This window comes from Croceicoccus ponticola (assembly GCF_004004515.1).
In the GTDB taxonomy this organism is placed as follows: Bacteria; Pseudomonadota; Alphaproteobacteria; order Sphingomonadales; family Sphingomonadaceae; genus Croceicoccus; species Croceicoccus ponticola.
Window position 1 is genome coordinate 162,471 of sequence record NZ_RXOL01000001.1, and the last position, 20,607, is coordinate 183,077.

The window sequence follows — 20,607 nt, forward strand, 5'->3', positions numbered from 1 at the left end:
CAGGAATTCCACCCATGTCAGGTCGCAAACTTTTCATCGCGGCACCGCTGTTCGCGCTCATGGGCTGCGCGACGGTGCCCGCCGCCGGCGGGGACATGGTGGTGGAGGTCAGCAAAAATTGCGAGGCAAGGCCAGCCTGCCACGAAACGGTGGCAAGTGCGCTTGCCTACGCCTCTGCCCAGCCGGTTGGGCTGCCGGTGCGCATCGCCATCGGTCCCGGCGATTTCAACGAAAGGATTGTTGTCGAACGATCGCACCTCGCCATCGGCGGCGCGGGGGCAGGGCGGACGCGGCTGCACAATGACCTCGTCGCCGAAAATGCCGCCGGGCTGCATCGCGAACGTTGGGGCACCGCCGGGTCGGCGACGCTGACGATCGCGGCCACCGATGTGACGATCGCCGACATGACGATCGAAAACGATTTCGACTATCTCGCCAACGATGCGCTGCCTGCGGGCGATCCAGACAAGATCGGCAATTCGCAGGCGCTCGCGGTGTTGCTCGATCAAACCAGCGACCGGGTGCTGATCGAACGCGCCGCCTTGCTGGGCTATCAGGATACTCTGTTCGCGCATGGTGGACGCGCGGTCGTGCGCGACAGCCTGATTGCCGGCAACGTCGACTTCATCTTTGGCGATGGCCTGTTGCTGATCGAAGACAGCGAGCTGCGCACGCGCCGTCGCGCGCCGAACGCGGACGAATTCGAATCCTTCCTGCTGGCGCCATCGACGCGGGTCGACCAACCGGTTGGCATCCTTGTTTACCGATCACGTCTGACGCGCGAGGCGGGCGTACGGGATGAAAGCGTCGCGCTGGCCCGGCCATGGCATCCCACCACGACTTTTGCCGACGGTCGCTATGCCAACCCCGATGCAATCGGACAGGCCATCTTCGTGGATTGCTGGATGGACGCGCACATTCACCCCGATCACTGGACCAGCATGGCCGGAACTGCCCGCGACGGTACGAAGACCGATATCTTCACGCCGCAATCATCGCGGTTTTGGGAACAGGGATCGTCGGGGCCGGGCGCGCGTCATCGCGACATCGGGATAACGTGGAAGCCGGACCTGCCGTTCGCCGCGTTGCGAGATCGGATCACAGCGGGATGGGCCGAAAACTGACGACCAACCCACGGTTGGCTTCGAGGCAGGTGCTGCCCGAAACTCAGCCGGATGTTTGGCGGGTTGGAAAGCGCGTGGCTTGCGCGATCAGTCCGCCTTGGTCGTCCGCTTTTTGCCGGCTGCCCCAGTCTTGGCTGGCGCGGTCTTGGCTGGCGCAACCTTGGCTGTCGCAACCTTGGCTGTCGCAGTCTTGGTTGTCGCGGTCTTGGGCGCGGTCTTGCTGGTCGGCGCCTTTATTGCCGGCGTCTTGCCGTTCGCGGTCTTTTTCGCCGCAGTACTGTTCGTCGCCGCCTTGGCCCGGACGGGCTTGGCCGGTTCGGCCGCAGGGATTGCGGGCTTGCGCCCCAGACCGATCTTCACAGCGAGTTCGCGGCGTTTGGCGGCGTAATTGGGCGACACCATCGGATAGTCTGCCGGCAGGTTCCAACGCTGGCGATACTGGTCGGGCGTCATCTTGTAATGCGTCATCAGGTGACGCTTGAGCATCTTCAGCTTCTTGCCGTCTTCAAGACACACGATGTAATCGGGCTTGATCGAATTGCGGACCGGTACCGCCGGTTCGGGCGGAACTTCTTCGGGCTCCGAAGAACCAAGACCCGCGAGCGCTGCATGGATACTGTTGATCAGTCTCGGCACATCGGCGACATCGACCGAATTGTTGCTGACATGGGCCGCAACAATATCGGTCGTGAGGGTGATTAGGGTTTCCGCTGTCAGGTCCCGATCCATTGCTGGCCTTTCATTATCAACTGTTTGCCGCACTCGAATACGATGAGGCATATTGGCTCGAATAAGCGAGATGCCATATTAATCAGCTTGAGCGAAAAAATACCACGGAATTCGAATTCAGCATACTTCGCTGATGGCGACTTGTCTTTGTTCGGGACACCCGGACCCAGATCATGCCGTGTCGCCGTCCGGTCTTGCGCTGGCATTGAATGCGATCGCCTCGGCCTGTCGCCGCCTTTGGGGATGCTGTTGCGGGCCTTGATCCTTTGGTTGCCGCTGATCCCGGCCTTGCTGCTGTCGCGGCATCTGTTGCTGCGCCAACGGCAGAAGGGCGCGATGCCGCCGCGAAGTTCATGTTGGGCCGCTCGCCGCGCGGATTTCGGCGCGGGTCTGGACTTTCGCCGCTCGATGTTCGACCACGACGCCGAACCGGCGCCACGCCCACAAGGGCCGCGCCAGACGAGAGGATGACCCGTGACGGATCGCAAACTGCACCCAGAGACCCTGGCCCTTCATGCTGGATGGCGTGCCGATCCTCAGACCGGGGCGGTCGCACCGCCGATCTATCAAACCACGTCCTATCAATTCGACGATGCCGATCACGCCGCGCGCCTCTTCGCGCTTGAGGAACTCGGCAACATCTATACCCGCATCGGAAATCCGACGACGGACATCCTGGAACAGCGGATTGCAGCGCTGGAGGGTGGGGCCGCGGCATTGGCGGTCGCATCGGGTCAGGCAGCGTCCGCCTATGCCGTTCAGAACCTGGCGCGCGCGGGCGACAACATCGTTAGCGGCACCGACTTGTACGGCGGCACCTACAACCTTTTTGCCAACACGCTGAAGGATCAGGGGATCGAGACGCGCTTCGTCGATCCCGCCGACCCCGACGCCTTCGTCCGGGCCAGCGACGACCGCACACGGGCATGGTATGCCGAAACCCTGCCCAATCCCAAGCTGGTCGTTTGCCCCATCGGCGAGATCGCGGCGTTGGGACGGCCGATGGGCATTCCGTTGATCGTCGACAACACGGCCGCGCCGCTGCTGGCCCGGCCGTTCGATCACGGGGCAGCAATCGTCGTCTATTCCACCACCAAGTATATCGGCGGGCATGGCACATCCATTGGCGGGATGATCGTCGATGGCGGCAACTTTGATTGGGAAGCGTTTCCCGAACGCCACCCCACGTTGAACACTCCCGACGCCAGTTATCATGGCGCGGTATGGAGCCAGGCGGCCAAGCCGTTGGGGCCCATCGCCTATGTCCTGCGTGCGCGCACTGTGCTGTTGCGCGATCTTGGCGCGGCGCTTTCGCCGTTCAATGCGTTCCAGCTCCTGCAGGGTCTCGAAACCTTGCCGCTGCGGATGCCGCGCCATTGCGACAATGCGATGAAGGTCGTGGCCTTTCTCAATGGCCGCGCCGACGTGACCCGCGTGATCCACCCATCGGTGCAAACCGGCATTCAGGCAGAGCGCGCGGCAAAGTATCTGTCGGGCGGATTGGGTGGCTTGCTGGGTTTCGAACTGGCCGGCGGTCGCGATGCCGGACGGCGCTTTATCGATGCGTTGCAGCTGTTCTATCACGTCGCCAACATCGGCGATGCCCGCAGCCTTGCCATCCATCCTGCATCGACGACCCATTCGCAGATGGCCGAAGCGGATCAGGTGAAGGCGGGCGTTTCGCCGGGCTATGTCAGGCTGTCGATCGGGTTGGAGCATATCGACGACATCCTCGCCGATCTGGAACAGGCGCTGGACAAGGCCGGCGTCTGATCGGCGGTCAAGCGCCTGGCCCCAAGGACCTTTGCAGATGACCCTTTGCGCGCGTCGTGGCGTGTCAAAGGGTGGTCTGGCGTTCCATCAGGATGGGTTCCATCACGACATGTTGCTTTGACCGCCCGGCGATCGATGCTTCGAGGTCGGCGACGATTTCGTGCGCGCCGCGGGCAATGTCCTGTCGGATGGTGGTTAGCGGCGGCATCGTCTGCGCCGCAAGCGGAAGGTCGTCGAAGCCGATGATCTGAACGTCGTCCGGGATCGTCATCCCCTGTTCGTGAAGAACCTTCATCGCGGACATGGCGATCAGGTCGGATGCCGCGACGATGGCGTCGAAACTGCCGGCATTGGCCCGCAACTGTTCGCGCAATTCGCCTTCCATAGTCTCGTTCGACAAATGGCAGGGCAAGTGGACGAGTGTCGCGTCGCGTCCGGCGATCGCATCCCTTGCGCCGTCGAGCCGTTCGGCGATTTCGATGCCGGTCGTATCGCCCAGGAACACGAGCTTGCGCGCGCCGCCTGCGATCAGCCGTTCGGCCGCCATGCGCCCGCCCGCGCGATTGTCGGTGCCCACCACGCAATGTATCTGGCCGGGGCGATAGGTGCCCCATGCGACGAGATTGGGATAGTTCGCCGCGACACGTTCGATCTTGTCGTATTGGTCTGATTGCCCGATCACGATGACGCCATCGACCATGCCGGAGCTCGTGATCCGTTCAAGCCAGTCGGGCGTATCGTCGGGGATCGCGCGGCTGAGCATCAAGTCGTAACCGCGTTCGGTCAGCTCATCGGCCAGATATCCCAGCAGCGTCATGAAAAACGGGTCGGAAATATGCTGCCGCCGTTCATGCCCGAGCGGGATCACCACGCCGATCACCCCGGTGCGGCGGGTCCGCAGCTTGCTCGCCATCTGGTTGGGGCGAAAGTCGTGTTCGCGGGCCAGCGCTTGTATCTGTTCCCGCGTCTTGGCCTTGACCAGCGGCGATCCGGCCAGCGCGCGCGATACCGTTCCGGCCGAAACCCCGGCGATACGGCCAATGTCGGCCAAGGTGCGGACCTGCGGCGGAGCAACGTCGCCCGAGATATCGTTGTCGCTGGTCATGTCATGGCCATAGAATCGCAGTTGATGGCTTGCAAACGTTTGTTAGCCCCGATGCGTGTCAGGCGCGCGCCGCCCTTGGCACCGGGTTTCCGGCACGAACGAACAGCGTGGCGACCGCGCCCAGCAACATCAACGCACCTGCCAGGATCAACGTGTTGCGGGGATCGCCACCCAACAAGGGGCGATAGATCAGCGGCATCGTCAACGTTTCGATCATCATCGGAATGACGATGAACATGTTGAAGATCCCCATGTATATGCCGGTCCGTTCAGGCGGAATGGAATCGGCCAACATGACGTACGTGTTGCCCATCATTCCGGCCCAGCCGATGCCGATGCCCAGCATCAGGGCGAACAGCACCCACGCCGTTTCGACGCCGGGGATCAGCAGCATCGCCGTTCCCGATGCGGTCAGGCACAAAGCATGGATCCGCCGCGCACCCCAGCGCCGCACGATCGGGATCAGCAGCAGCGCGCCCGCAAAGGCGATGAAGTTGTAGAACGCACCTGCTTGCTGCGCGGTCAGCGTGGCATCGCGGAATCCCTGCGACGCCGGATCGCTGGTATCGTACAATGCGCGTGCGACGGCAAAGACGATGAACTGCCAGTAGGTAAACATCGCATACCACTGACACAGCATGGCCAGCGCAAGCTGGCGCATGGGGGCGGGCATGTCGCGGATGGCGTCGATAATTTCGCGCATCGTGGCGCCGAAGGTCATCGGGCGCGCTTCGAGGTCCTGTCGTTCTTCGTCCGTCAGCGGCAATTCGGGCACACGCCAGACCGACCAGACTATGGTTGAGATCGACAGGATCGCGCCAATGATGAAAGCGATGCGGACGATCACCGGAATGCCGTTGTCGTCCAGCAAATCACGCGCGACGAACGAAGTCAGCAAGGTGGGCGCCAGATAGGACAACGTCTGGGCCAGTCCGGTGAATGCGCTTTGCGTCAGGAACCCGACCGATCGCTGGTCAGGGCTCAACCTGTCGGCGACATAGGCGCGATAGGGTTCCATCGTGATGTTGTTGCCGGCATCGAGGATCCACAACAGGGACGCCGCCATCCACAGCGCGCTGGAATAAGGCATCAGAAACAGGCTGATCGAACAGATGATCGCGCCGATCAGGAAATAGGGCGTGCGCCGGCCCCACCGTGATTTGGTCCGGTCGCTCATCGCGCCGACGATCGGCTGAATGATCAGGCCCGTCATCGGTCCCGCCAGCCAGAGCAGGGGCATCGTCGCTTCGTCGGCACCGAGGAAACCGTAGATCGGCCCCATGTTCGCCTGCTGCAGACCAAAGCTGAATTGAAGCCCGAAAAAGCCGATATTCATTTCGATGATTCGCGGCAGCGAAAGGCGCGGTTTTGCGCGGGTTTCCATAGCCTTCAATCCTCTCGACCAGCCGCTTCGGCGACGTTTCTATAGGCCGATGCTAGCGCAAAAACGCATAAATGCAATCGTTTGAAAAAAGCTATTGCAATCGTTTGTATCTGGGGTAGGCTTAGGCTGCGAATCATAAAGATTGCAGGAGAGGATTGATGAACTTCCGTTCGATTATGGCCGTTGGCGCTGCCTTGAGCGCACTTGCCGCCGCCAATGCCCAAGCGCAGGATACTGCTCAGGAAGCGTCGACCACCGTCGCGGCGCAGGACGATGCGCTCGGCCTCAATGTCATTGTCGTGACCGCCTCGGCCCGTCAGGCCAATGCGATGGACAGTTCGGTTTCGGTCAGCGTGCTTTCGCCCGATCTGATCTCCGACGCGGCTCCGCGCACCACCGCTGAAATCTTCCGCCAAATCCCCGGCATCCGTTCGGAATCGACCGGCGGTGATGGTAACGCCAACATCGCGGTTCGCGGTCTTCCCGTAGCTTCGGGCGGCGCGAAATTCCTGCAATTGCAGGAAGACGGCCTGCCGGTCATGCAATTCGGCGACATCGCTTTTGGCAACGCCGACATCTTCCTGCGCGCCGATCAGACGATCCAGTCGATCCAGGCCGTACGCGGCGGTTCGGCATCGACCCTTGCGTCCAACGCCCCGGGCGGCGTCATCAACTTCGTGTCGAAGGACGGTAGCCAGGAAGGCGGCACCGTCATGGCGACTGCGGGCATCGATTACGAAGAATACCGGCTCGACTTCAACTACGGCGGCTCGCTTGGCGAAAACACCCGCTTTAATATCGGCGGCTTCTGGCGCGAAGGCGAAGGGCCGCGCGATGCCGGGTACAACGGCAACAGCGGCTACCAGATCAAGGCCAACCTGACGCAGGAATTCGACGGCGGTTTCGTCCGTCTCCACGTCAAGCATCTCGACGATCGGGCTATCGGCTACCTGCCGATGCCGACGCGGGTTACCGGCACCAACGCAGATCCCAAGTTCGGGTCCATCGACGGTTTCGACATCAAGTCCGACACCCCGCACAGCAAGTATTTTACCAGCGCGTTCGGTCTCGACGGCAACAACGACACCCGCACCACTGACATCAAGGACGGGATGCACCCGCTGGTCACTTCGCTGGGGCTGGAAGCACAGTTCGAAATCGCTGACGGCTTCCGGGTCGAGGAACGCTTTCGCTGGTCCGACGTGTCGGGCCGGTTCGTATCGCCGTTCCCTTCGGAAATCGGCGCGGCGGGCGGCATCGGCAATTCGGTCGGCGAACTCTTGACCGGCGTGCCGGGCAACTACGACCTCGTTTACGCCAATGGCCCGAACGCGGGTTCCCCGTTCGCCAACTCGAACGGGCTGCTGATGCGCACCCACCTGTTCAATGTCGACATTAACGACTTCGGCGGATTTTCCAACGATTTCAAACTGGTAAAGGAAGTCGGACCCGCCACGCTGACCGCCGGTTACTACAAGGCACGCCAGAACATCGACATGGACTGGATCTGGGACAGCTTCCTGCTCGAAGTCGAAGGGCATAACGCCGCGCTGGTCGACGTCGTCGATCCGGTGAGCGGCAACACGCTGACCGATGGCGGGCTCTATGCCTATGGCGTGCCGTACTGGGGCAATTGCTGCCAGCGCAGTTACGATGTCCGTTACGACATCGATGCGCCTTATGCCGCGGTCGGCTTCGAATTCGGCGATCTCAGCCTCGATGGATCGCTGCGTTACGACCACGTCAAGGCGCGGGGCGAATATGCCGGCAACAGCCAGATGGCCAATCTCGACGTGAACGGCGACGGCACGATCCAACCGGTCGAGCGGAGTGTTTCGACGATCGACAACGCCAATGCCAGCCCGGTCGATTACAACGTCGGTTACTGGTCGTGGTCGGTTGGCGCGAACTATCGGTTCACCGCCGATCTCGCCGCCTTTGCGCGGGTCAGCCGCGGTGGCCGCGCCAATGCCGATCGCTTGCTGTTCGGTGTGGTTCAGGCCGACGGTTCGGTCCGCAAGGAAGACGCTGTGGACTTCGTCGACCAGTATGAACTGGGCGTCAAATATCGCAACGGACCGTTTGCGCTGTTCGTCACCGGCTTCCATGCCAAAACTCAGGAACAGAACTTCGAAGCGACCAGCCAGACTTTCTTCGACCGCACCTACAAGGCAACGGGCGTCGAACTGGAAGGCGCGTTCCGTTCGGGCATCTTCGACCTGCGGGCTGGCGCGACTTATACCGATGCCGAAATCGCCAAGGACAACATCACTCCGGCAAACGAAGGCAACACGCCCCGTCGGCAGGCGAAGTTCGTCTATCAGCTGACCCCCGCGGTCGATTTCGACATCGTGCGCGCCGGCTTCAACATCGTCGGCACGTCAAAGGCCTATGCGCAAGACAGCAACCAGCTGGTGTTCCCGGCCTTTACCCAGGTGAACGCTTTCGTGAACATCAGGCCGCGCGACGATATCGAGCTTTCGATCAACGCCAACAACCTGTTCGACACAACCGGAATCACCGAAGCCGAAGAAGGATCGATCGTCGAAGGGATGGACAACTACCTTCGCGCCCGATCGATCAACGGACGCACGATTTCCGCATCGCTTCGTTACGATTTCTGACGAAGCGATGCGCGCGGTGGGTGGCTCCAATTCCCTCCACGGAGCCACCCACCCGATGCGTCTGATCGGATCATGACCCAGATTACCCCTCATCCCGCACTTCAGCCCGCCACGCTGCGCTGGACCGCGGCGGATCTGGCCACTCTGGCCCAACGGGATTTCGACCGCGCACCGGTGCTGGGACAGACGGACGTCGTGCGGATCGGCAGCGATCTCGACGTCTGGGACGCCTGGCCGTTGGCCGACAATGCGGGCAACCCGGTATCGTGGCGCGGCGGAGAGCTCTGGTTCGCCCTGGCCGCCCCGGCGTTGGACGATCCCGAGGAACGCCACGGCAAAGCCCGCATCCATACTTTCCACCACGTCGACGGCGCGTTCCACCACATGGGACCGACGCTGCCCGACGGCTTTTCGCCGGGAACTCGCGAATGGTCGGGCTCGGCTCGGATCGAAGGCGATGAGGTCGCGCTGTATTTCACCGCTGCCGGCGCGCGCGACGAAGATCGGTTGAGCTATCGCCAGCGCCTGTTCGTCACCCGCTTGCATCTGGGTGACGGCGAGGAAATCTTTAAGGGCTGGAGCGAACCGCGCGAATTGCTTGCGCCCGGGTCCGGTCCCTATCTTGCCGTCGAAGCGGCCGAAGGGACCATCGGCGAGATCAAGGCATTTCGCGATCCCTTTCCATGGGACCTGCCAGATGGCCGCAAAATCCTGTTGTTCACGGCGTCGTCCAAGGCCGATCCGGGACCGTTCAACGGCATGGTCGGCATGGCGCTTGCCGGGGAAGACGGGACTTATAACGCAGTCGATCCACTGATCGATGCCGTGGGCACGAACAACGAACTGGAACGACCGCACCTTGTCGCTGCGAACGGCAGGATATACCTGTTCTGGTCGACGCAGGCGAAAGTGTTTGCGCCGGGCTGTATCGCGCCAACGGGGCTTTACGGAGCGGTCGCCGACAATATCGAAGGGACGTGGCAATTGCTCAACGGTGACGGACTGATCTTCGCCAACCCGGTGAACGAACCGTTCCAGACCTATAGCTGGTGGGTGATGCCCGACCTTCGGGTGACCAGCTTCGTCGATTATTGGGGCGTGGACGATCCGGCGGCCGAGGCAAAGCCACATGGCCGTGCGCATTTCGGCGGCACGTTCGCGCCGTTCCTGCACCTTACGCTCGACGGCGCGACTGCCGGTCTCGCATGACCGGCGGAACGGCGCAGCGGTTGGCCGGGATCGAGCTGGGCGGGACCAAGACGATCGTGGTGCTGGGCGACGGTACCCGGATCGTGGAGCGCCGCGAATTTCCGACCACTACCCCTGACGAAACGATGGGCGCGGCGCTGGCCGTGCTGGGCGAATGGAACCGCGCAGCGCCGCTGGACGCTATCGGCATCGGCAGTTTCGGGCCGCTCCGGGTCGATGCCCAGGCCGCCGATTTCGGGACCATTCTGGCCACGCCCAAGCGGGGCTGGAGCGGTGCACAAATCCTCGCCCCGGTTCGCCGGGCGTTCGCCTGTCCCATCGGCGTCGACACCGACGTCAATGCGGCGGCGCTGGCCGAACATGCGCTTGGCGCGGCGCAGGGCTGCGGCAATGTCATCTACCTCACTATCGGCACAGGGCTTGGCGGGGGCGTGCTGCTGGACGGTCGCCCTGTCCACGGCGCGATGCACCCCGAAATCGGCCACGTTCGCCTTCGCCGGGTCGCGGGCGACGCATTTGCCGGGGTATGCCCGTTTCACGGCGATTGCATCGAAGGGCTGATCGCCGGCCCTGCGCTCGAAGCTCGACTGCCCGCGCATCCGGCCGATCTGGACCCGGTCGATCCGGCGTGGGATCCTGTGGGCATGGATCTGGCGGAGTTGCTGGCGCAGCTGATGCTGACCTTTTCGCCCCAGCGCATCGTCATCGGAGGCGGCGTCGCCAATCGCCAGCCGCACCTGATCGCGCGGGCAAGGGATGCGCTGCCGGGCCTGATTGCCGGTTACCTTGGTGATATGGACGCAGCCGCATTGTCTCGCATGATCTGCGCGCCGACGCTGGGCGACGATGCGGGGCCGGTGGGATCGCTGGTGCTCGCCGCGCAGGCGATGGGTTAGAACGCGATCGCCACGTCGCCCGGTGCCCAAGGGCGCGGGCGCACCATGATCGCCGCGAACAAGTCCGAGCTCAAGTGACCGTCAAGCCACGTCTTCAACCGGGGGAGCGGGACCCCGTCGAACCATTCCCGGTCCACCGCCGCGAACTGGCGCACGAACGGGAAAATCGCCGCATCGGCAATGCCCCGAGCCGCGCCGCATAGCTGATCGGACTGCATCAGGCGGCTTTCCAGTTCGCGCAGGAATCCAAGCCCGCTGTCACGATGGTAAGACGGATCGGCGTCTTGTCGTTCGGGATATTTGTACCGGTCCAGATCGCGCTTGAAGTCTTCGTCGTTCAGCGCGATCAGCGAGCGATCGTCGCGATCCAGCCAGCCTTCGGGATCGTGCAGCGCCAATGCGCGGCGCATGATGTCGATGCTTTCGTCGATCACCTCGCCACCGGGCATGACGAGCACGGGGACGGTGCCCTTGGGTGACGCGGCCAGCATGGCGTCAGGCTTGGCCGAAAGCTTGATCTCGCGCAGTTCGCAGCGCAATCCGCCAACCTTGAGCGCCAGCCGCGCGCGCATGGCATAAGGGCAGCGGCGAAAGCTGTAGAGGATCGGATCGGCTTGCTCAGTCATCGGTTTCGGCAGACCTGATCGCACCGATATGCGCGCGACCCCGTTCGGCGGCGAGCGCTTCCTGCCGTTGACGCTCGCGATAGGATGCGCGCTGTTCGTCCGTCCGTTCGCCATGGCACGCGGGGCAGGCCACGCCGACTTCGAACAGCGGCGACGCGCGATCTTCTTCGCTGACCGGGCGTCGACAGGCATGACACAGCGCATAGTGCCCCTGCGCAAGCCCGTGGCCGATGGTCACTCGCTGATCGAAGACGAAGCATTCGCCCTGCCATAGGCTTTCGTCCTCGGGCACGGTTTCGAGGTATCTGAGAATACCGCCCTTGAGATGGAAGACGTCCTCCACCCCTTCCTGCTTCAGAAATGCGGTCGATTTTTCGCACCGGATGCCGCCGGTGCAGAACATCGCGACTTTTGGCGTCTTGCCCGTGCCCAGAATGGCGTCGCGTTCGCGGCGGAACCATGCGGGGAAATCGCGAAATGTGGCCGTCTTGGGGTCGATGGCTCCGGCGAACGTGCCAACGGCGACTTCGTAATCGTTGCGGGTGTCGATGACGATGGTGTCAGATTGCGAAATCAGTGCGTTCCAGTCGCCCGGATCGACGTAAGTGCCCACGCTCGCCCTCGGATCGATGTCGGGCTCGCCCATCGTGACGATCTCGCGCTTCAGCCGGACTTTCAGGCGATGGAATGGCATTTTCGGTGTGGCCGAAAACTTGACGTCAAGCATCGCGCAATCGGGCAGCGTGCGGATGTGATCCAGCACCGCGTCGATGCCCGCGGCGGTTCCCGCAATCGTGCCATTGATCCCTTCGGGCGCAAGCAAAAGCGTGCCTCTAACGCGATGACGGGTGCAAATCCGGTCGAGCGGTTCGCGCAATTGCGCGCAATCGTCGAACCGCGTGAAGCGGTAGAGCGCGGCGACGCGGATTTGTTCGGGGGATTCGTCACGATGGCTGTGCATCGTGCGCCTATAGCGCCGTCCTCGCCACGCGTCAGCATCTGACGGCGATCCACCGATTTCGCCCGAAATTTCAAATGTGCTATGCTGCCGCCGACGCGGGTCGCATCGTGGCGGATGGAGACTGATGGTGACTTACTGGAAGCTCAAGGGGCGCGAACTCGCCAACTGCAATTGCGATTACGGCTGCAATTGTCAGTTCGGCGGATTGCCGGACAAGGGCGGGTGCCAGGCCGTTTTCGGCATGGCCATCGACGAAGGGCATTACGGCGACACCGATCTTTCGGGCCTCAATATTTCGGCGGTGTTCCGCTGGCCCGGGCCGATTCACGAAGGAAAGGGCGAATGCGTCGCCTTTGTCGACGAACGCGCGGACGAGGCGCAGCGCAGCGCGCTGCTTACCATCATGACCGGCGGCGACACCGATCCGATGGCGACGGTCTTCGCGGTCTTTGCCTCCACCATCGAAACCATGCACGCACCGGTGTTCACGCGGATCGATTTTGAAGTGAACGTCGAAGGGCGCAAGGGACGCCTGCACATTCCGGGGCATGTCGAAATGACGGGCGAACCGATCCGCAGTCCGGTCGACGGGTCCGAAGTGCGCGCCCGCATCGACCTGCCAAACGGTTTCGAATACGAAATTGCCGAAATCGGTTCGGGGACGAGCAGGGCGACGGGGCCGATGACACTGGAGCACGCGAACAGCTATGGCCAGTTCGCCCACCTTCATCTCGACAGCCACGGGGTGGTGAGGGCCGCCTGAAGATGATCCTGCCGCGCGCGCTGCGCCATCAGCGCGCCATAACGATAATGGCGCTGGTCCTCCTCGCGGTATTGGCGTGGACATGGATCGTGGCCGGGGCGGGCATGGCGATGGATCCGCTGGTCTCGATCGTTCCGCAATCCATGTCCGATATCGCGACGCCCGACATGCCGATGGCGGATATGGCCATGGGGGATATGCCCATGGCGGACATACCCGCTCCGCCCATCGAGGGGACGAGCGCATGGTCGGGCAGCCGCATCCTGCTCGTCATGTCGATGTGGTGGGTCATGATGATTGCCATGATGCTGCCTGCCGCCACGCCGACGATCCTGCTTTATGCCAAGGCGGTCGGAGCTTCGGCCCATGTATCGGCTGACGGATCTAACGGTGCGATGTCACCCGCGACCGGGGCGTTTCTGGCCGGATACCTGATCGTATGGGGCGGATTTTCCGTGTTCGCGACCTTGTTGCACATGATGCTGGATGCGACCGGGTTATTGAGCGCGATGGGCATGGCGTCGCAAAGCCGGGTCCTGTCCGCGATCGTGCTCATTGCCGCCGGTGCCTATCAGCTCAGCCCGTTGAAGGAGGCGTGCCTGAACCATTGCCGCAGCCCGGGGCAATTCCTTGCGCGGCACTATCGGCCCGGACGGTTGGGCGGGATGCGCATGGGCGTGATCCACGGCGCCTATTGCGTCGGATGCTGCTGGTTGTTGATGGCCCTGCTGTTCGTCGGCGGGGTCATGAACCTTGCGTGGATCGCGCTGCTGACATTGCTGGTTGCGGCGGAAAAGCTGCTGCCGTGGGGCCGCGCCGTGGCCATTGTTGCCGGACTGGGCTGTATCGGGTGGGGAATTGCGATTCTCGTCTTCTGATCGCGCCAGAACATAGCTAGCTAGAACTTAGCCAGAATGCGAGGTGCGCGGGTCTTGCTCTTGCGCCAAGACGGATGCTCGCGACATTCGGTTGGCACGCTGCCGCCGGGTTCGCCCCGTTGCCCATGTGGCGGGAAACACAGAACATAAATGCGGGAGTTGCCGTGATCATTTCCAATTTTACGCCATCGGTTTTCCGGACGAACCTGGGGCGCGCCGCTCCGCGTTTCGTGCTGGCGATGATTGCTGCCGCCTGTCTTTCGACCTGTACAACCGATACGCCAGAAGCCGCCGATCCCGCGCAGGATGCGGCCAACTGGACCGGGTTCGGCGGGAACAGCGACGAACAGCATTACAGCGCGCTCGATCAGATCGACGCGGACAACGTGGGCGAACTCGGCCTCGTCTGGTCGATGGACCTTCCCCAACAGAACAGCGTGTCCGCGCCGTTGGCAGTGGACGGCGTGCTTTACACCGCCACCGGCTATTCGGTCGTGCGAGCCATCGATGCCGTGACGGGCAAGCTGTTGTGGGAATACGATCCGCAAGTGCCCGAAGCCGCCGGTCGCAAGCTGCGTCAGGGCTGGGGCATTCGCGGCCTCGCTTATGGCGAAGGGCGGCTTTACGTCGGCACGCATGACGGTCGTTTGCTGGGCATCAATGCCAAGGACGGCACGCTTGCGTGGTCGGCGCAAACGCTGCCCAAGGACAACGCCAGCTTCATCAGTGGGCCGGCGCGGTACTTTGACGGCAAGGTCATCATCGGCTTTGGCGGAGGCGATGTCAGCGACGTGCGCGGCTATGTGACCGCTTACGATGCGAAGACCGGAAGCCAGCTCTGGCGCTTCTGGACCGTGCCGGGCAATCCGTCCGATGGGTTTGAGAACAAGGCCATGGAAATGGCGGCCAAGACGTGGGCTGGCGAATGGTGGAAATACGGCGGCGGCGGCACCGTTTGGAACGCGATGACCTACGATCGCAGCACGAATTCGATGATCCTCGGCGTGGGCAACGGATCGCCGTGGAACCACAAGATCCGCAGTGAAGGGAAGGGCGACAACCTCTTCCTCGCCTCCATCGTCGCGCTTGACGCCGATACGGGCGAATACAAGTGGCATTATCAGGTCAATCCCGGCGAAAGCTGGGACTACAACGCGTCGATGGATATGGAACTGGCCGACCTCGACATTGGGGGCCAGCAACGCAAGGTGCTGATGACCGCGCCCAAGAACGGGTTTTTCTATGTCATCGACCGCACGACCGGAAAGCTGATTTCGGCCGAACCGTTCGTAAAGGTTTCGTGGGCCTCGAAGATCGACCTGAAGACAGGCAGACCGGTTGAAAATCCCGATGCGCGCTATGCCGATGGCAAGACTTTCACGATGTGGCCCGGCCCTGTCGGCGCGCATACGTGGCTGCCGATGGCGTACAATCCGAAGACGCGGCTGGTCTATATCCCCGCAATCGAGATGGCCACGAGCTACAACGACGTCGGGATCGAGCGTAAGAACTGGAAGCGCACGCCCGGCAACGCGGTCGATGGCGGGGCCAACCCCAATTTCGTCGTGCCCGATGCGGGGCCGACGAATGCGACCAGCGCGCTGATCGCATGGGACCCCGTGACGCAGAAACAGGTCTGGAAAGTGCCGACGCCGGGACCGTGGAACGGCGGCATCATGACGACGGCTGGCAATCTCGTGTTCCAGGGTAGGATCGACGGCACGTTTGACGCCTATGCCGCGGATACCGGCAAGAAGGTGTGGAGCTTTGCCGCGCAGGCCCCCGTCACCGCGCCGCCGATCAGCTATTCGGTGAACGGCAAGCAGTATGTGACCGTCATCACCGGCATGGGCACCAGCGGTTCGGCGTTCGGCACGCTGCTGCCCGTATCGATCGATTACCGCACGCAGGCCCGGCGCATCCTGACCTTTGCCATCGGTGGCAAGGGCACTTTGCCGAAACAGGTCGCAACCCCGGTGGAGCCTGTGGCCGACCCGGATTACACAGCCGACGCTGCACTTGAATTGCAAGGGCTGATGAAGTTCGCGCGCCAGTGCGCGGTGTGCCACGGGGTCGATGCCATCGCGGCGGGCCATGCGCCGGATTTGCGTGCATCGTCCGTCCCGCTCGACGCGGCGGCGTTCGCCAGCGTGGTGAGGGACGGAATTCTCGTGCCCAACGGCATGCCGCGGTTCGAGGAATATACCGACGCGGACCTTGCCGCCGTGCGCCAATACATCCGCGCCGAAGCGGCCAAGTGGCGGACAACGGCCAAGCCGCAAAAATAGACTATGCCCGGCTCGCCTGTCAGGAAAACGACAGGCGGGCCGTTCAGCGCAGCTTGGCGATGGGGAGCCCGTCCAGCTTGGCGCGGTCTTTAATCGACTCTTCGCTGCGGGTGAGCGCCTTGGCTATGGCCTTCAGCCCCATGCCTTTCTTGGCAAGGGTGTGGAGCTTCTGAAGCTCGTCGGGGCGCCAGGGCTGGCGGTGTCGTTCAAAGCGTTCGGCCATACCGGTGCCTTAGACGCTGGTTCGCCAAATGACCACGGCTGCGCGAAATTTCACGCAGCGGGTGTATCGTCCGGCTGGCGGCGCGACGATTGGGGTCGAACGGCCGCGTTATAAGATTCCAAAATTTCGCGCATCCGGCGCAACGCCTCGCGCCGTTTGCGTTCGTCCGCTATGCGCGACAGCTGGCCCTTCAGCGCGGTTGCGAACGCGGCGTATTCGTTCTGCCAATCGGCCCCGATCGCCTGTTGCAATTCGACATTCCCGGTGGCCGTGCGCTTTGCCTTTTTCCCCGCCGCCAGGCCATAGCTTTCGCCCAGTTCGGGCAAGCGGACATTGGCCTCGGGCAATTTGCGCTGCAGTTCGCGGCGCAGCGCCTCTGCCTCCTCCGGCTCTCCGTGGTCGAGGAATATGGTGCCGGCCCCCGGCCCCCTTGCGGCGATCCAGTCGAGCAGTCCGCGCTGGTCCGCATGGGCCGAATAATGGTCGATCCGCCGGATCTGCGCCCGAACCCTGACGTCGGTGCCCGATATGCGGACGGCTTTCGCCCCTTCCAGAATGACTCGGCCGAGCGATCCCTTGGCCTGAAATCCGACGAAGAGCACGGTCGAATCCGGACGGTGAAGGTTGTGCGTCAGGTGATGCCTGATCCGTCCGCCCTCGCACATGCCCGATGCGGCCATGATGATTGCGCCCGACACGGAATTCAGCCGGATCGATTCCGCAACGTCACCCACGAAATGCAATGAACGGTCGGCAAAAACGTCAGCGCCGCCGGTATCCTCAAGCTCTGCCGCATAGCGCGAAAACACCTCGGTCACCCGCGACGCCAGCGGGGAATCAATGAAAACCGGCACGTCGGGCACCATCCCCGCACGCAACAGGAATACAAGGTCGAGCAGCAGTTCCTGTGTCCGTTCCAGCGCGAAAACCGGGATGACCAGATTGCCCCCACGGGCGAGAGCGGCGGTAACTTCGGCGCCGAGCAGTTTGCGGCGCTGGTCGATCGTCACGTCATCGCGCACGCGCCCGCCATAAGTGGATTCGCACACCACATGATCGAATCCAGCGGGTCCTTGGGGATCGAGCTGGAACGCCTTGTTATCCGGCCCCAGATCGCCCGAGCACATGACGCGAACGCCGCCAGCCATCAGTTCGACGGACGCCGCGCCAAGGATGTGGCCCGCGTTCCACAGCCGGGCGCGAAAGCCGAGGGCAGGTTCGAACCATTCCTCCAGCTCGACCCGGCGGCACAGCCGCCATGCGGCCAGCGCGTCCGCTTCGGTATAGGCGGGGACAAAGGCCTCATCGCCCGCGCGGTCGCGCCTTCGATTGCGACGCTGGGTATCGGCTTCCTGTATCCGCCCCGCGTCGGCCAGCATGTGTTCGAGCAGGTCGGCGGTCGGTCCGGTACACCAGATCGCGCCCTTGAACCCCCGCGCCACCATTTTGGGCAGCAGTCCGCTGTGGTCGATGTGCGCATGGGTCAGGACGACGGCAGGAATGCGTGCCGGATCGAAATCGAACGGCCCGGTGTTGAGCATTTCGAGCGTGCGCGAACCCTGAAACATGCCGCAATCGACAAGGATGGACCGACCGTCGTGTTCGAACCGCATGCACGAACCGGTGACGGTTTGCGCGCCACCGTGAAAAGTCAGCTCAAGCGGGTGTTCAGTCATCGTCATCTCCTTCATCCGGCTGCATTTGCCGGGACGGGACAGCCTTCGCCGACCGTCGTTTCTGCCATCCGCACCGGCGGGCGCATGTCGGCCGAGGCGCGGATGCGGGTGTCCCGGCGATAGATGTCCGGCACCACGCGTACCGATCCGTCGCCGTCGGCAAATGCGGTGAAATACGTGACGTAGATCGGCAGCCCGCGCGGCAGGTCGACCGTCGTCGTCTTGCGCGTCGCCACGATGGCGTCGATCTCATCGCGGGTCATGCGGCCATCCAGCAGCGTCGTGGCCAGCCCCAGCGCATCGCTGACCCGGATGCAGCCATGGCTGAACGTGCGCACCTGTTCGTCGAACAGCGCCTTGTTCGGCGTGTCGTGCAGATAGACGCGGTAATTGTTGGGCATCACCAGTTTAACCACGCCCAGCGCATTGTTCGGCCCGGGCCTCTGGCGATAGGACCCGTTGCCCCACACGTAGCCGCGCGCACGCGCCGTCGCGGGGCTGCGACGGACCAGCGCACCGATGCTTTCGCGCACGATGCTGGCGGGGATATACCACCACGGATTGATGTTCACCCCGGTCACCGTCGCGCCGAAAATCGGGGTCGGCGTGCTGGTTTTCCCGACGATGACGCGCCATGCGCCCACAGGTTTTCCGCCGCGCCACAGCCTTGCCTCGAACGCGGGGGCGTTAACGATCAGGTAGTCCGCACCCGGATCGCGCGGCATCCAGCGCCAACGTTCCATGTTGCGCACGATGGCCGTGCGCCGATCCAAGTCAGTTTCAGTCGCCAGCGCGCGTCGCAAGATCGCATAGTCGGGATGCACAGGGCGCAGGCCGGCAAGAAAACTGCCGAGCGAGCCGTTTCCAACCGCGTGATCCAGCATGGGCGCGAGATCGATATCTCGATCGGGGTCGACGATGTTCCAGCCCGCGCGTTCGCCCGAAGTTGCCGCGCCCAACAGATGCATCCGCGCAAGTTCGAGCGCGAGGGCGTCGGCGGCTTCGTCGATCTGCGCCTCCGCCCCCGCCGCCACGGCCCGGCTCAGCGGCCTGACCGGGAGTTCAGGCAATCCTTCGTTCGGCGCGGCGGCGACCCATTGGCGCAAGGTGACGAGATCGTCGCTGGTCCAGCGCGCGGCCATCGCGGGAGAGGCGGCCAGCAGCCCCGACATCAGCGTCAACGCGAGCAACGCCGCCCTCATCGCAAAATCTACCTGTTGTATATAACCCTTCACTTCATATACTACATGTAGACATATTCGGGATTGGATGGGATGAAGCTCGACCGACGACGCGCCATTGGCGCACTTTTTGCGGCCACCAGTGGTCTGGCCGCTCCACGGGTATTTGCGACCCCGCGCAAGCTCGCACGACCGGCCGCGCTGACTCAGGCTTTGGCGGCGCTCGACCGCCATGCCCATCGCGGTATTGCGCGCGATGTCATCGGGCTGGTCGATTTCACGCGGCCTTCGCGCGACCGGCGCTTCGAAATTGTCGACATCGCCAATGGCCGCGTGGTGGCCAGCTATCTTGTCGCGCATGGCCGGGGCTCGGACCCGCGAAATACCGGCTGGGTGCAGGAATTCTCCAACCGCGCCGGTTCGAACGCTTCGTCCGCAGGCAGCTACGTCATTGGCGACACCTATTTCGGCAAGCATGGCCGCTCGCGCCGACTGCTCGGGCTGGACCCTACCAACAGCAACGCCTTCGACCGCGCCATCGTCATGCATGGGGCGGACTATGTGACGCCCACGATGGCCGCCCGCGAAGGCCGGATCGGCCGCAGCCTCGGCTGCTTTGCGGTGGAGCAGCACGTGCGCGACGAAGTGCTCGACCGGTTGGGCAAGGGGCGGCTGCTGTTCGCTGCGGGCTGATCGCGTCATCGCCCTATGACCCCGCGGCTTTTCGCGCCCATGCGACGATGGACCCGGTCGGCATCGCGCCCGACTGTCGCGCCACTTCGCGACCCTTGGCAAACATCATGATCGTCGGGATCGAACGAATGCCGTAACGCCCGGCGATGGCCTGTTCCGCTTCGGTATCCAGCTTGCCCAGCCGGATGGCAGGTTCGAGCTGTTTGGCCGCCGCGGCAAAGGCGGGGGCCATCTGGCGGCACGGTCCGCACCACGACGCCCAAAAATCGACCAGCAGGGGAATGTCCCCCCGGCCTGCGTGGGTATCGAAGTTCGCCGTGGTCAGCGTCAGCGGCTGGCCGGTGAACAGTGCCGATCCGCACTTGCCGCACTTTCCCGCTACCGCCGCGCTGCCCATGGGCACGCGGTTTAGGGTGTTGCAGGTTGGGCAGACCGCGATCCGGCTGGCTTGTGTTGCCATGGTCGTCAGGCTCC

At 63.2% G+C, this 20,607-nt stretch carries 18 protein-coding genes and 1 pseudogene; 10 read left to right on the forward strand and 9 right to left on the reverse strand.

Annotation, left to right across the window (positions count from 1 at the left end):
* Positions 1 to 14 precede the first annotated feature (14 nt).
* The gene (locus EKN06_RS00835; RefSeq protein WP_127610992.1) at positions 15 to 1,124 is read left to right on the forward strand and encodes a pectinesterase family protein; all 1,110 of its coding nucleotides are present in this window, start codon (positions 15 to 17) and stop codon (positions 1,122 to 1,124) included.
* A gap of 333 nt (positions 1,125 to 1,457) precedes the next feature.
* On the opposite strand, the pseudogene EKN06_RS15870 reads toward EKN06_RS00835, so the two are convergent.
* A pseudogene (locus tag EKN06_RS15870) lies at positions 1,458 to 1,853 on the reverse strand (Ros/MucR family transcriptional regulator); the annotation flags it as partial.
* 243 nt (positions 1,854 to 2,096) lie between these two features.
* Here EKN06_RS15870 and EKN06_RS00845 point away from each other — a divergent pair.
* Both EKN06_RS00845 and EKN06_RS00850 read left to right on the forward strand, forming a co-directional pair.
* Positions 2,097 to 2,324, forward strand: a complete 228-nt coding sequence (locus tag EKN06_RS00845) for a hypothetical protein (protein WP_127610993.1) — start codon at positions 2,097 to 2,099, stop codon at positions 2,322 to 2,324.
* 3 nt (positions 2,325 to 2,327) lie between these two features.
* Positions 2,328 to 3,626: an O-acetylhomoserine aminocarboxypropyltransferase/cysteine synthase family protein gene (locus EKN06_RS00850; RefSeq protein WP_127610994.1), complete on the forward strand. Its 1,299-nt coding sequence runs from the start codon at positions 2,328 to 2,330 to the stop codon at positions 3,624 to 3,626.
* 64 nt (positions 3,627 to 3,690) lie between these two features.
* Here the strand turns inward: EKN06_RS00850 and EKN06_RS00855 are convergent, their stop codons facing one another.
* Positions 3,691 to 4,731 carry a LacI family DNA-binding transcriptional regulator gene (locus EKN06_RS00855; RefSeq protein WP_127610995.1) on the reverse strand — a complete coding sequence of 347 codons (1,041 nt, stop codon included), beginning with the start codon at positions 4,729 to 4,731 and terminating at the stop codon, positions 3,691 to 3,693.
* 58 nt (positions 4,732 to 4,789) lie between these two features.
* Positions 4,790 to 6,115: an MFS transporter gene (locus EKN06_RS00860; protein ID WP_127610996.1), complete on the reverse strand. Its 1,326-nt coding sequence runs from the start codon at positions 6,113 to 6,115 to the stop codon at positions 4,790 to 4,792.
* Between the two features lie 158 nt (positions 6,116 to 6,273).
* Here EKN06_RS00860 and EKN06_RS00865 point away from each other — a divergent pair, with 158 nt between their 5' ends.
* The 3 genes from EKN06_RS00865 to EKN06_RS00875 all read left to right on the forward strand — a co-directional run bounded on the left by EKN06_RS00865 (position 6,274) and on the right by EKN06_RS00875 (position 10,844).
* On the forward strand, positions 6,274 to 8,739 hold the full coding sequence (locus tag EKN06_RS00865; RefSeq protein ID WP_127610997.1) for a TonB-dependent receptor domain-containing protein: 2,466 nt from the start codon (positions 6,274 to 6,276) through the stop codon (positions 8,737 to 8,739).
* Positions 8,740 to 8,811: 72 nt separating this feature from the next.
* Entirely contained in the window at positions 8,812 to 9,948 is a 1,137-nt protein-coding gene (locus EKN06_RS00870) for a glycoside hydrolase family 68 protein (protein ID WP_127610998.1), read from the forward strand.
* The gene (locus EKN06_RS00875; protein ID WP_127610999.1) at positions 9,945 to 10,844 is read left to right on the forward strand and encodes an ROK family protein; all 900 of its coding nucleotides are present in this window, start codon (positions 9,945 to 9,947) and stop codon (positions 10,842 to 10,844) included. Before EKN06_RS00870 ends, EKN06_RS00875 begins: the two co-directional genes overlap by 4 nt.
* Here EKN06_RS00875 and EKN06_RS00880 read toward each other — a convergent pair.
* Positions 10,841 to 11,470, reverse strand: a complete 630-nt coding sequence (locus EKN06_RS00880) for a glutathione S-transferase (protein ID WP_127611000.1) — start codon at positions 11,468 to 11,470, stop codon at positions 10,841 to 10,843. The genes EKN06_RS00875 and EKN06_RS00880 overlap by 4 nt on opposite strands.
* Entirely contained in the window at positions 11,463 to 12,431 is a 969-nt protein-coding gene (gene trhO, locus EKN06_RS00885) for an oxygen-dependent tRNA uridine(34) hydroxylase TrhO (RefSeq protein WP_127611001.1), read from the reverse strand. The genes EKN06_RS00880 and trhO overlap by 8 nt, the downstream gene beginning before the upstream one ends.
* A 124-nt stretch (positions 12,432 to 12,555) precedes the next feature.
* Between trhO and EKN06_RS00890 the strand changes: the two genes are divergently transcribed.
* From EKN06_RS00890 to EKN06_RS00900, 3 genes are all read left to right on the forward strand, one after another.
* The gene (locus tag EKN06_RS00890; protein ID WP_240654543.1) at positions 12,556 to 13,194 is read left to right on the forward strand and encodes a DUF1326 domain-containing protein; all 639 of its coding nucleotides are present in this window, start codon (positions 12,556 to 12,558) and stop codon (positions 13,192 to 13,194) included.
* Between the two features lie 2 nt (positions 13,195 to 13,196).
* Positions 13,197 to 14,072, forward strand: a complete 876-nt coding sequence (locus EKN06_RS00895) for a DUF2182 domain-containing protein (protein ID WP_127611002.1) — start codon at positions 13,197 to 13,199, stop codon at positions 14,070 to 14,072.
* Positions 14,073 to 14,236: 164 nt separating this feature from the next.
* Complete coding sequence (locus EKN06_RS00900) at positions 14,237 to 16,360, forward strand: PQQ-dependent dehydrogenase, methanol/ethanol family (protein WP_240654544.1); 2,124 nt, start codon at positions 14,237 to 14,239, stop codon at positions 16,358 to 16,360.
* A 43-nt stretch (positions 16,361 to 16,403) separates the two neighbouring features.
* On the opposite strand, the gene EKN06_RS00905 is transcribed toward EKN06_RS00900, so the two are convergent.
* From EKN06_RS00905 to EKN06_RS00915, 3 genes are read right to left on the reverse strand one after another with little or no spacing between them, the layout of a single operon-like run.
* Positions 16,404 to 16,583, reverse strand: a complete 180-nt coding sequence (locus EKN06_RS00905) for a hypothetical protein (protein WP_127611003.1) — start codon at positions 16,581 to 16,583, stop codon at positions 16,404 to 16,406.
* A 50-nt stretch (positions 16,584 to 16,633) separates the two neighbouring features.
* Complete coding sequence (locus tag EKN06_RS00910) at positions 16,634 to 18,259, reverse strand: MBL fold metallo-hydrolase (protein WP_127611004.1); 1,626 nt, start codon at positions 18,257 to 18,259, stop codon at positions 16,634 to 16,636.
* Between the two features lie 11 nt (positions 18,260 to 18,270).
* Positions 18,271 to 19,431 (reverse strand): L,D-transpeptidase family protein, encoded by a 1,161-nt coding sequence (locus EKN06_RS00915; RefSeq protein ID WP_164843883.1) that lies wholly within the window; start codon positions 19,429 to 19,431, stop codon positions 18,271 to 18,273.
* A gap of 102 nt (positions 19,432 to 19,533) precedes the next feature.
* Here EKN06_RS00915 and EKN06_RS00920 point away from each other — a divergent pair, with 102 nt between their 5' ends.
* Positions 19,534 to 20,133, forward strand: coding sequence for a murein L,D-transpeptidase catalytic domain family protein (locus EKN06_RS00920; protein WP_127611006.1), 600 nt, complete (start codon positions 19,534 to 19,536; stop codon positions 20,131 to 20,133).
* 13 nt (positions 20,134 to 20,146) lie between these two features.
* Here the strand turns inward: EKN06_RS00920 and trxC are convergent, their stop codons facing one another.
* The gene (gene trxC / locus EKN06_RS00925; RefSeq protein WP_127611007.1) at positions 20,147 to 20,593 is read right to left on the reverse strand and encodes a thioredoxin TrxC; all 447 of its coding nucleotides are present in this window, start codon (positions 20,591 to 20,593) and stop codon (positions 20,147 to 20,149) included.
* Positions 20,594 to 20,607: the final 14 nt, after the last annotated feature.

Coding starts and splice junctions, on each gene's coding strand:
- EKN06_RS00835 (WP_127610992.1), top strand. CDS start 15: ATGTCAGGTCGCAAACTTTTCATCGCGGCACCGCTGTTCGCGCTCATG.
- EKN06_RS00845 (WP_127610993.1), top strand. CDS start 2,097: ATGCTGTTGCGGGCCTTGATCCTTTGGTTGCCGCTGATCCCGGCCTTG.
- EKN06_RS00855 (WP_127610995.1), bottom strand. CDS start 4,731: ATGACCAGCGACAACGATATCTCGGGCGACGTTGCTCCGCCGCAGGTC.
- EKN06_RS00860 (WP_127610996.1), bottom strand. CDS start 6,115: ATGGAAACCCGCGCAAAACCGCGCCTTTCGCTGCCGCGAATCATCGAA.
- EKN06_RS00865 (WP_127610997.1), top strand. CDS start 6,274: ATGAACTTCCGTTCGATTATGGCCGTTGGCGCTGCCTTGAGCGCACTT.
- EKN06_RS00870 (WP_127610998.1), top strand. CDS start 8,812: ATGACCCAGATTACCCCTCATCCCGCACTTCAGCCCGCCACGCTGCGC.
- EKN06_RS00875 (WP_127610999.1), top strand. CDS start 9,945: ATGACCGGCGGAACGGCGCAGCGGTTGGCCGGGATCGAGCTGGGCGGG.
- EKN06_RS00880 (WP_127611000.1), bottom strand. CDS start 11,470: ATGACTGAGCAAGCCGATCCGATCCTCTACAGCTTTCGCCGCTGCCCT.
- trhO (WP_127611001.1), bottom strand. CDS start 12,431: ATGCACAGCCATCGTGACGAATCCCCCGAACAAATCCGCGTCGCCGCG.
- EKN06_RS00890 (WP_240654543.1), top strand. CDS start 12,556: ATGGTGACTTACTGGAAGCTCAAGGGGCGCGAACTCGCCAACTGCAAT.
- EKN06_RS00895 (WP_127611002.1), top strand. CDS start 13,197: ATGATCCTGCCGCGCGCGCTGCGCCATCAGCGCGCCATAACGATAATG.
- EKN06_RS00905 (WP_127611003.1), bottom strand. CDS start 16,583: ATGGCCGAACGCTTTGAACGACACCGCCAGCCCTGGCGCCCCGACGAG.
- EKN06_RS00910 (WP_127611004.1), bottom strand. CDS start 18,259: ATGACTGAACACCCGCTTGAGCTGACTTTTCACGGTGGCGCGCAAACC.
- EKN06_RS00915 (WP_164843883.1), bottom strand. CDS start 19,431: ATGTCGGGGCTGCTGGCCGCCTCTCCCGCGATGGCCGCGCGCTGGACC.
- EKN06_RS00920 (WP_127611006.1), top strand. CDS start 19,534: ATGAAGCTCGACCGACGACGCGCCATTGGCGCACTTTTTGCGGCCACC.
- trxC (WP_127611007.1), bottom strand. CDS start 20,593: ATGGCAACACAAGCCAGCCGGATCGCGGTCTGCCCAACCTGCAACACC.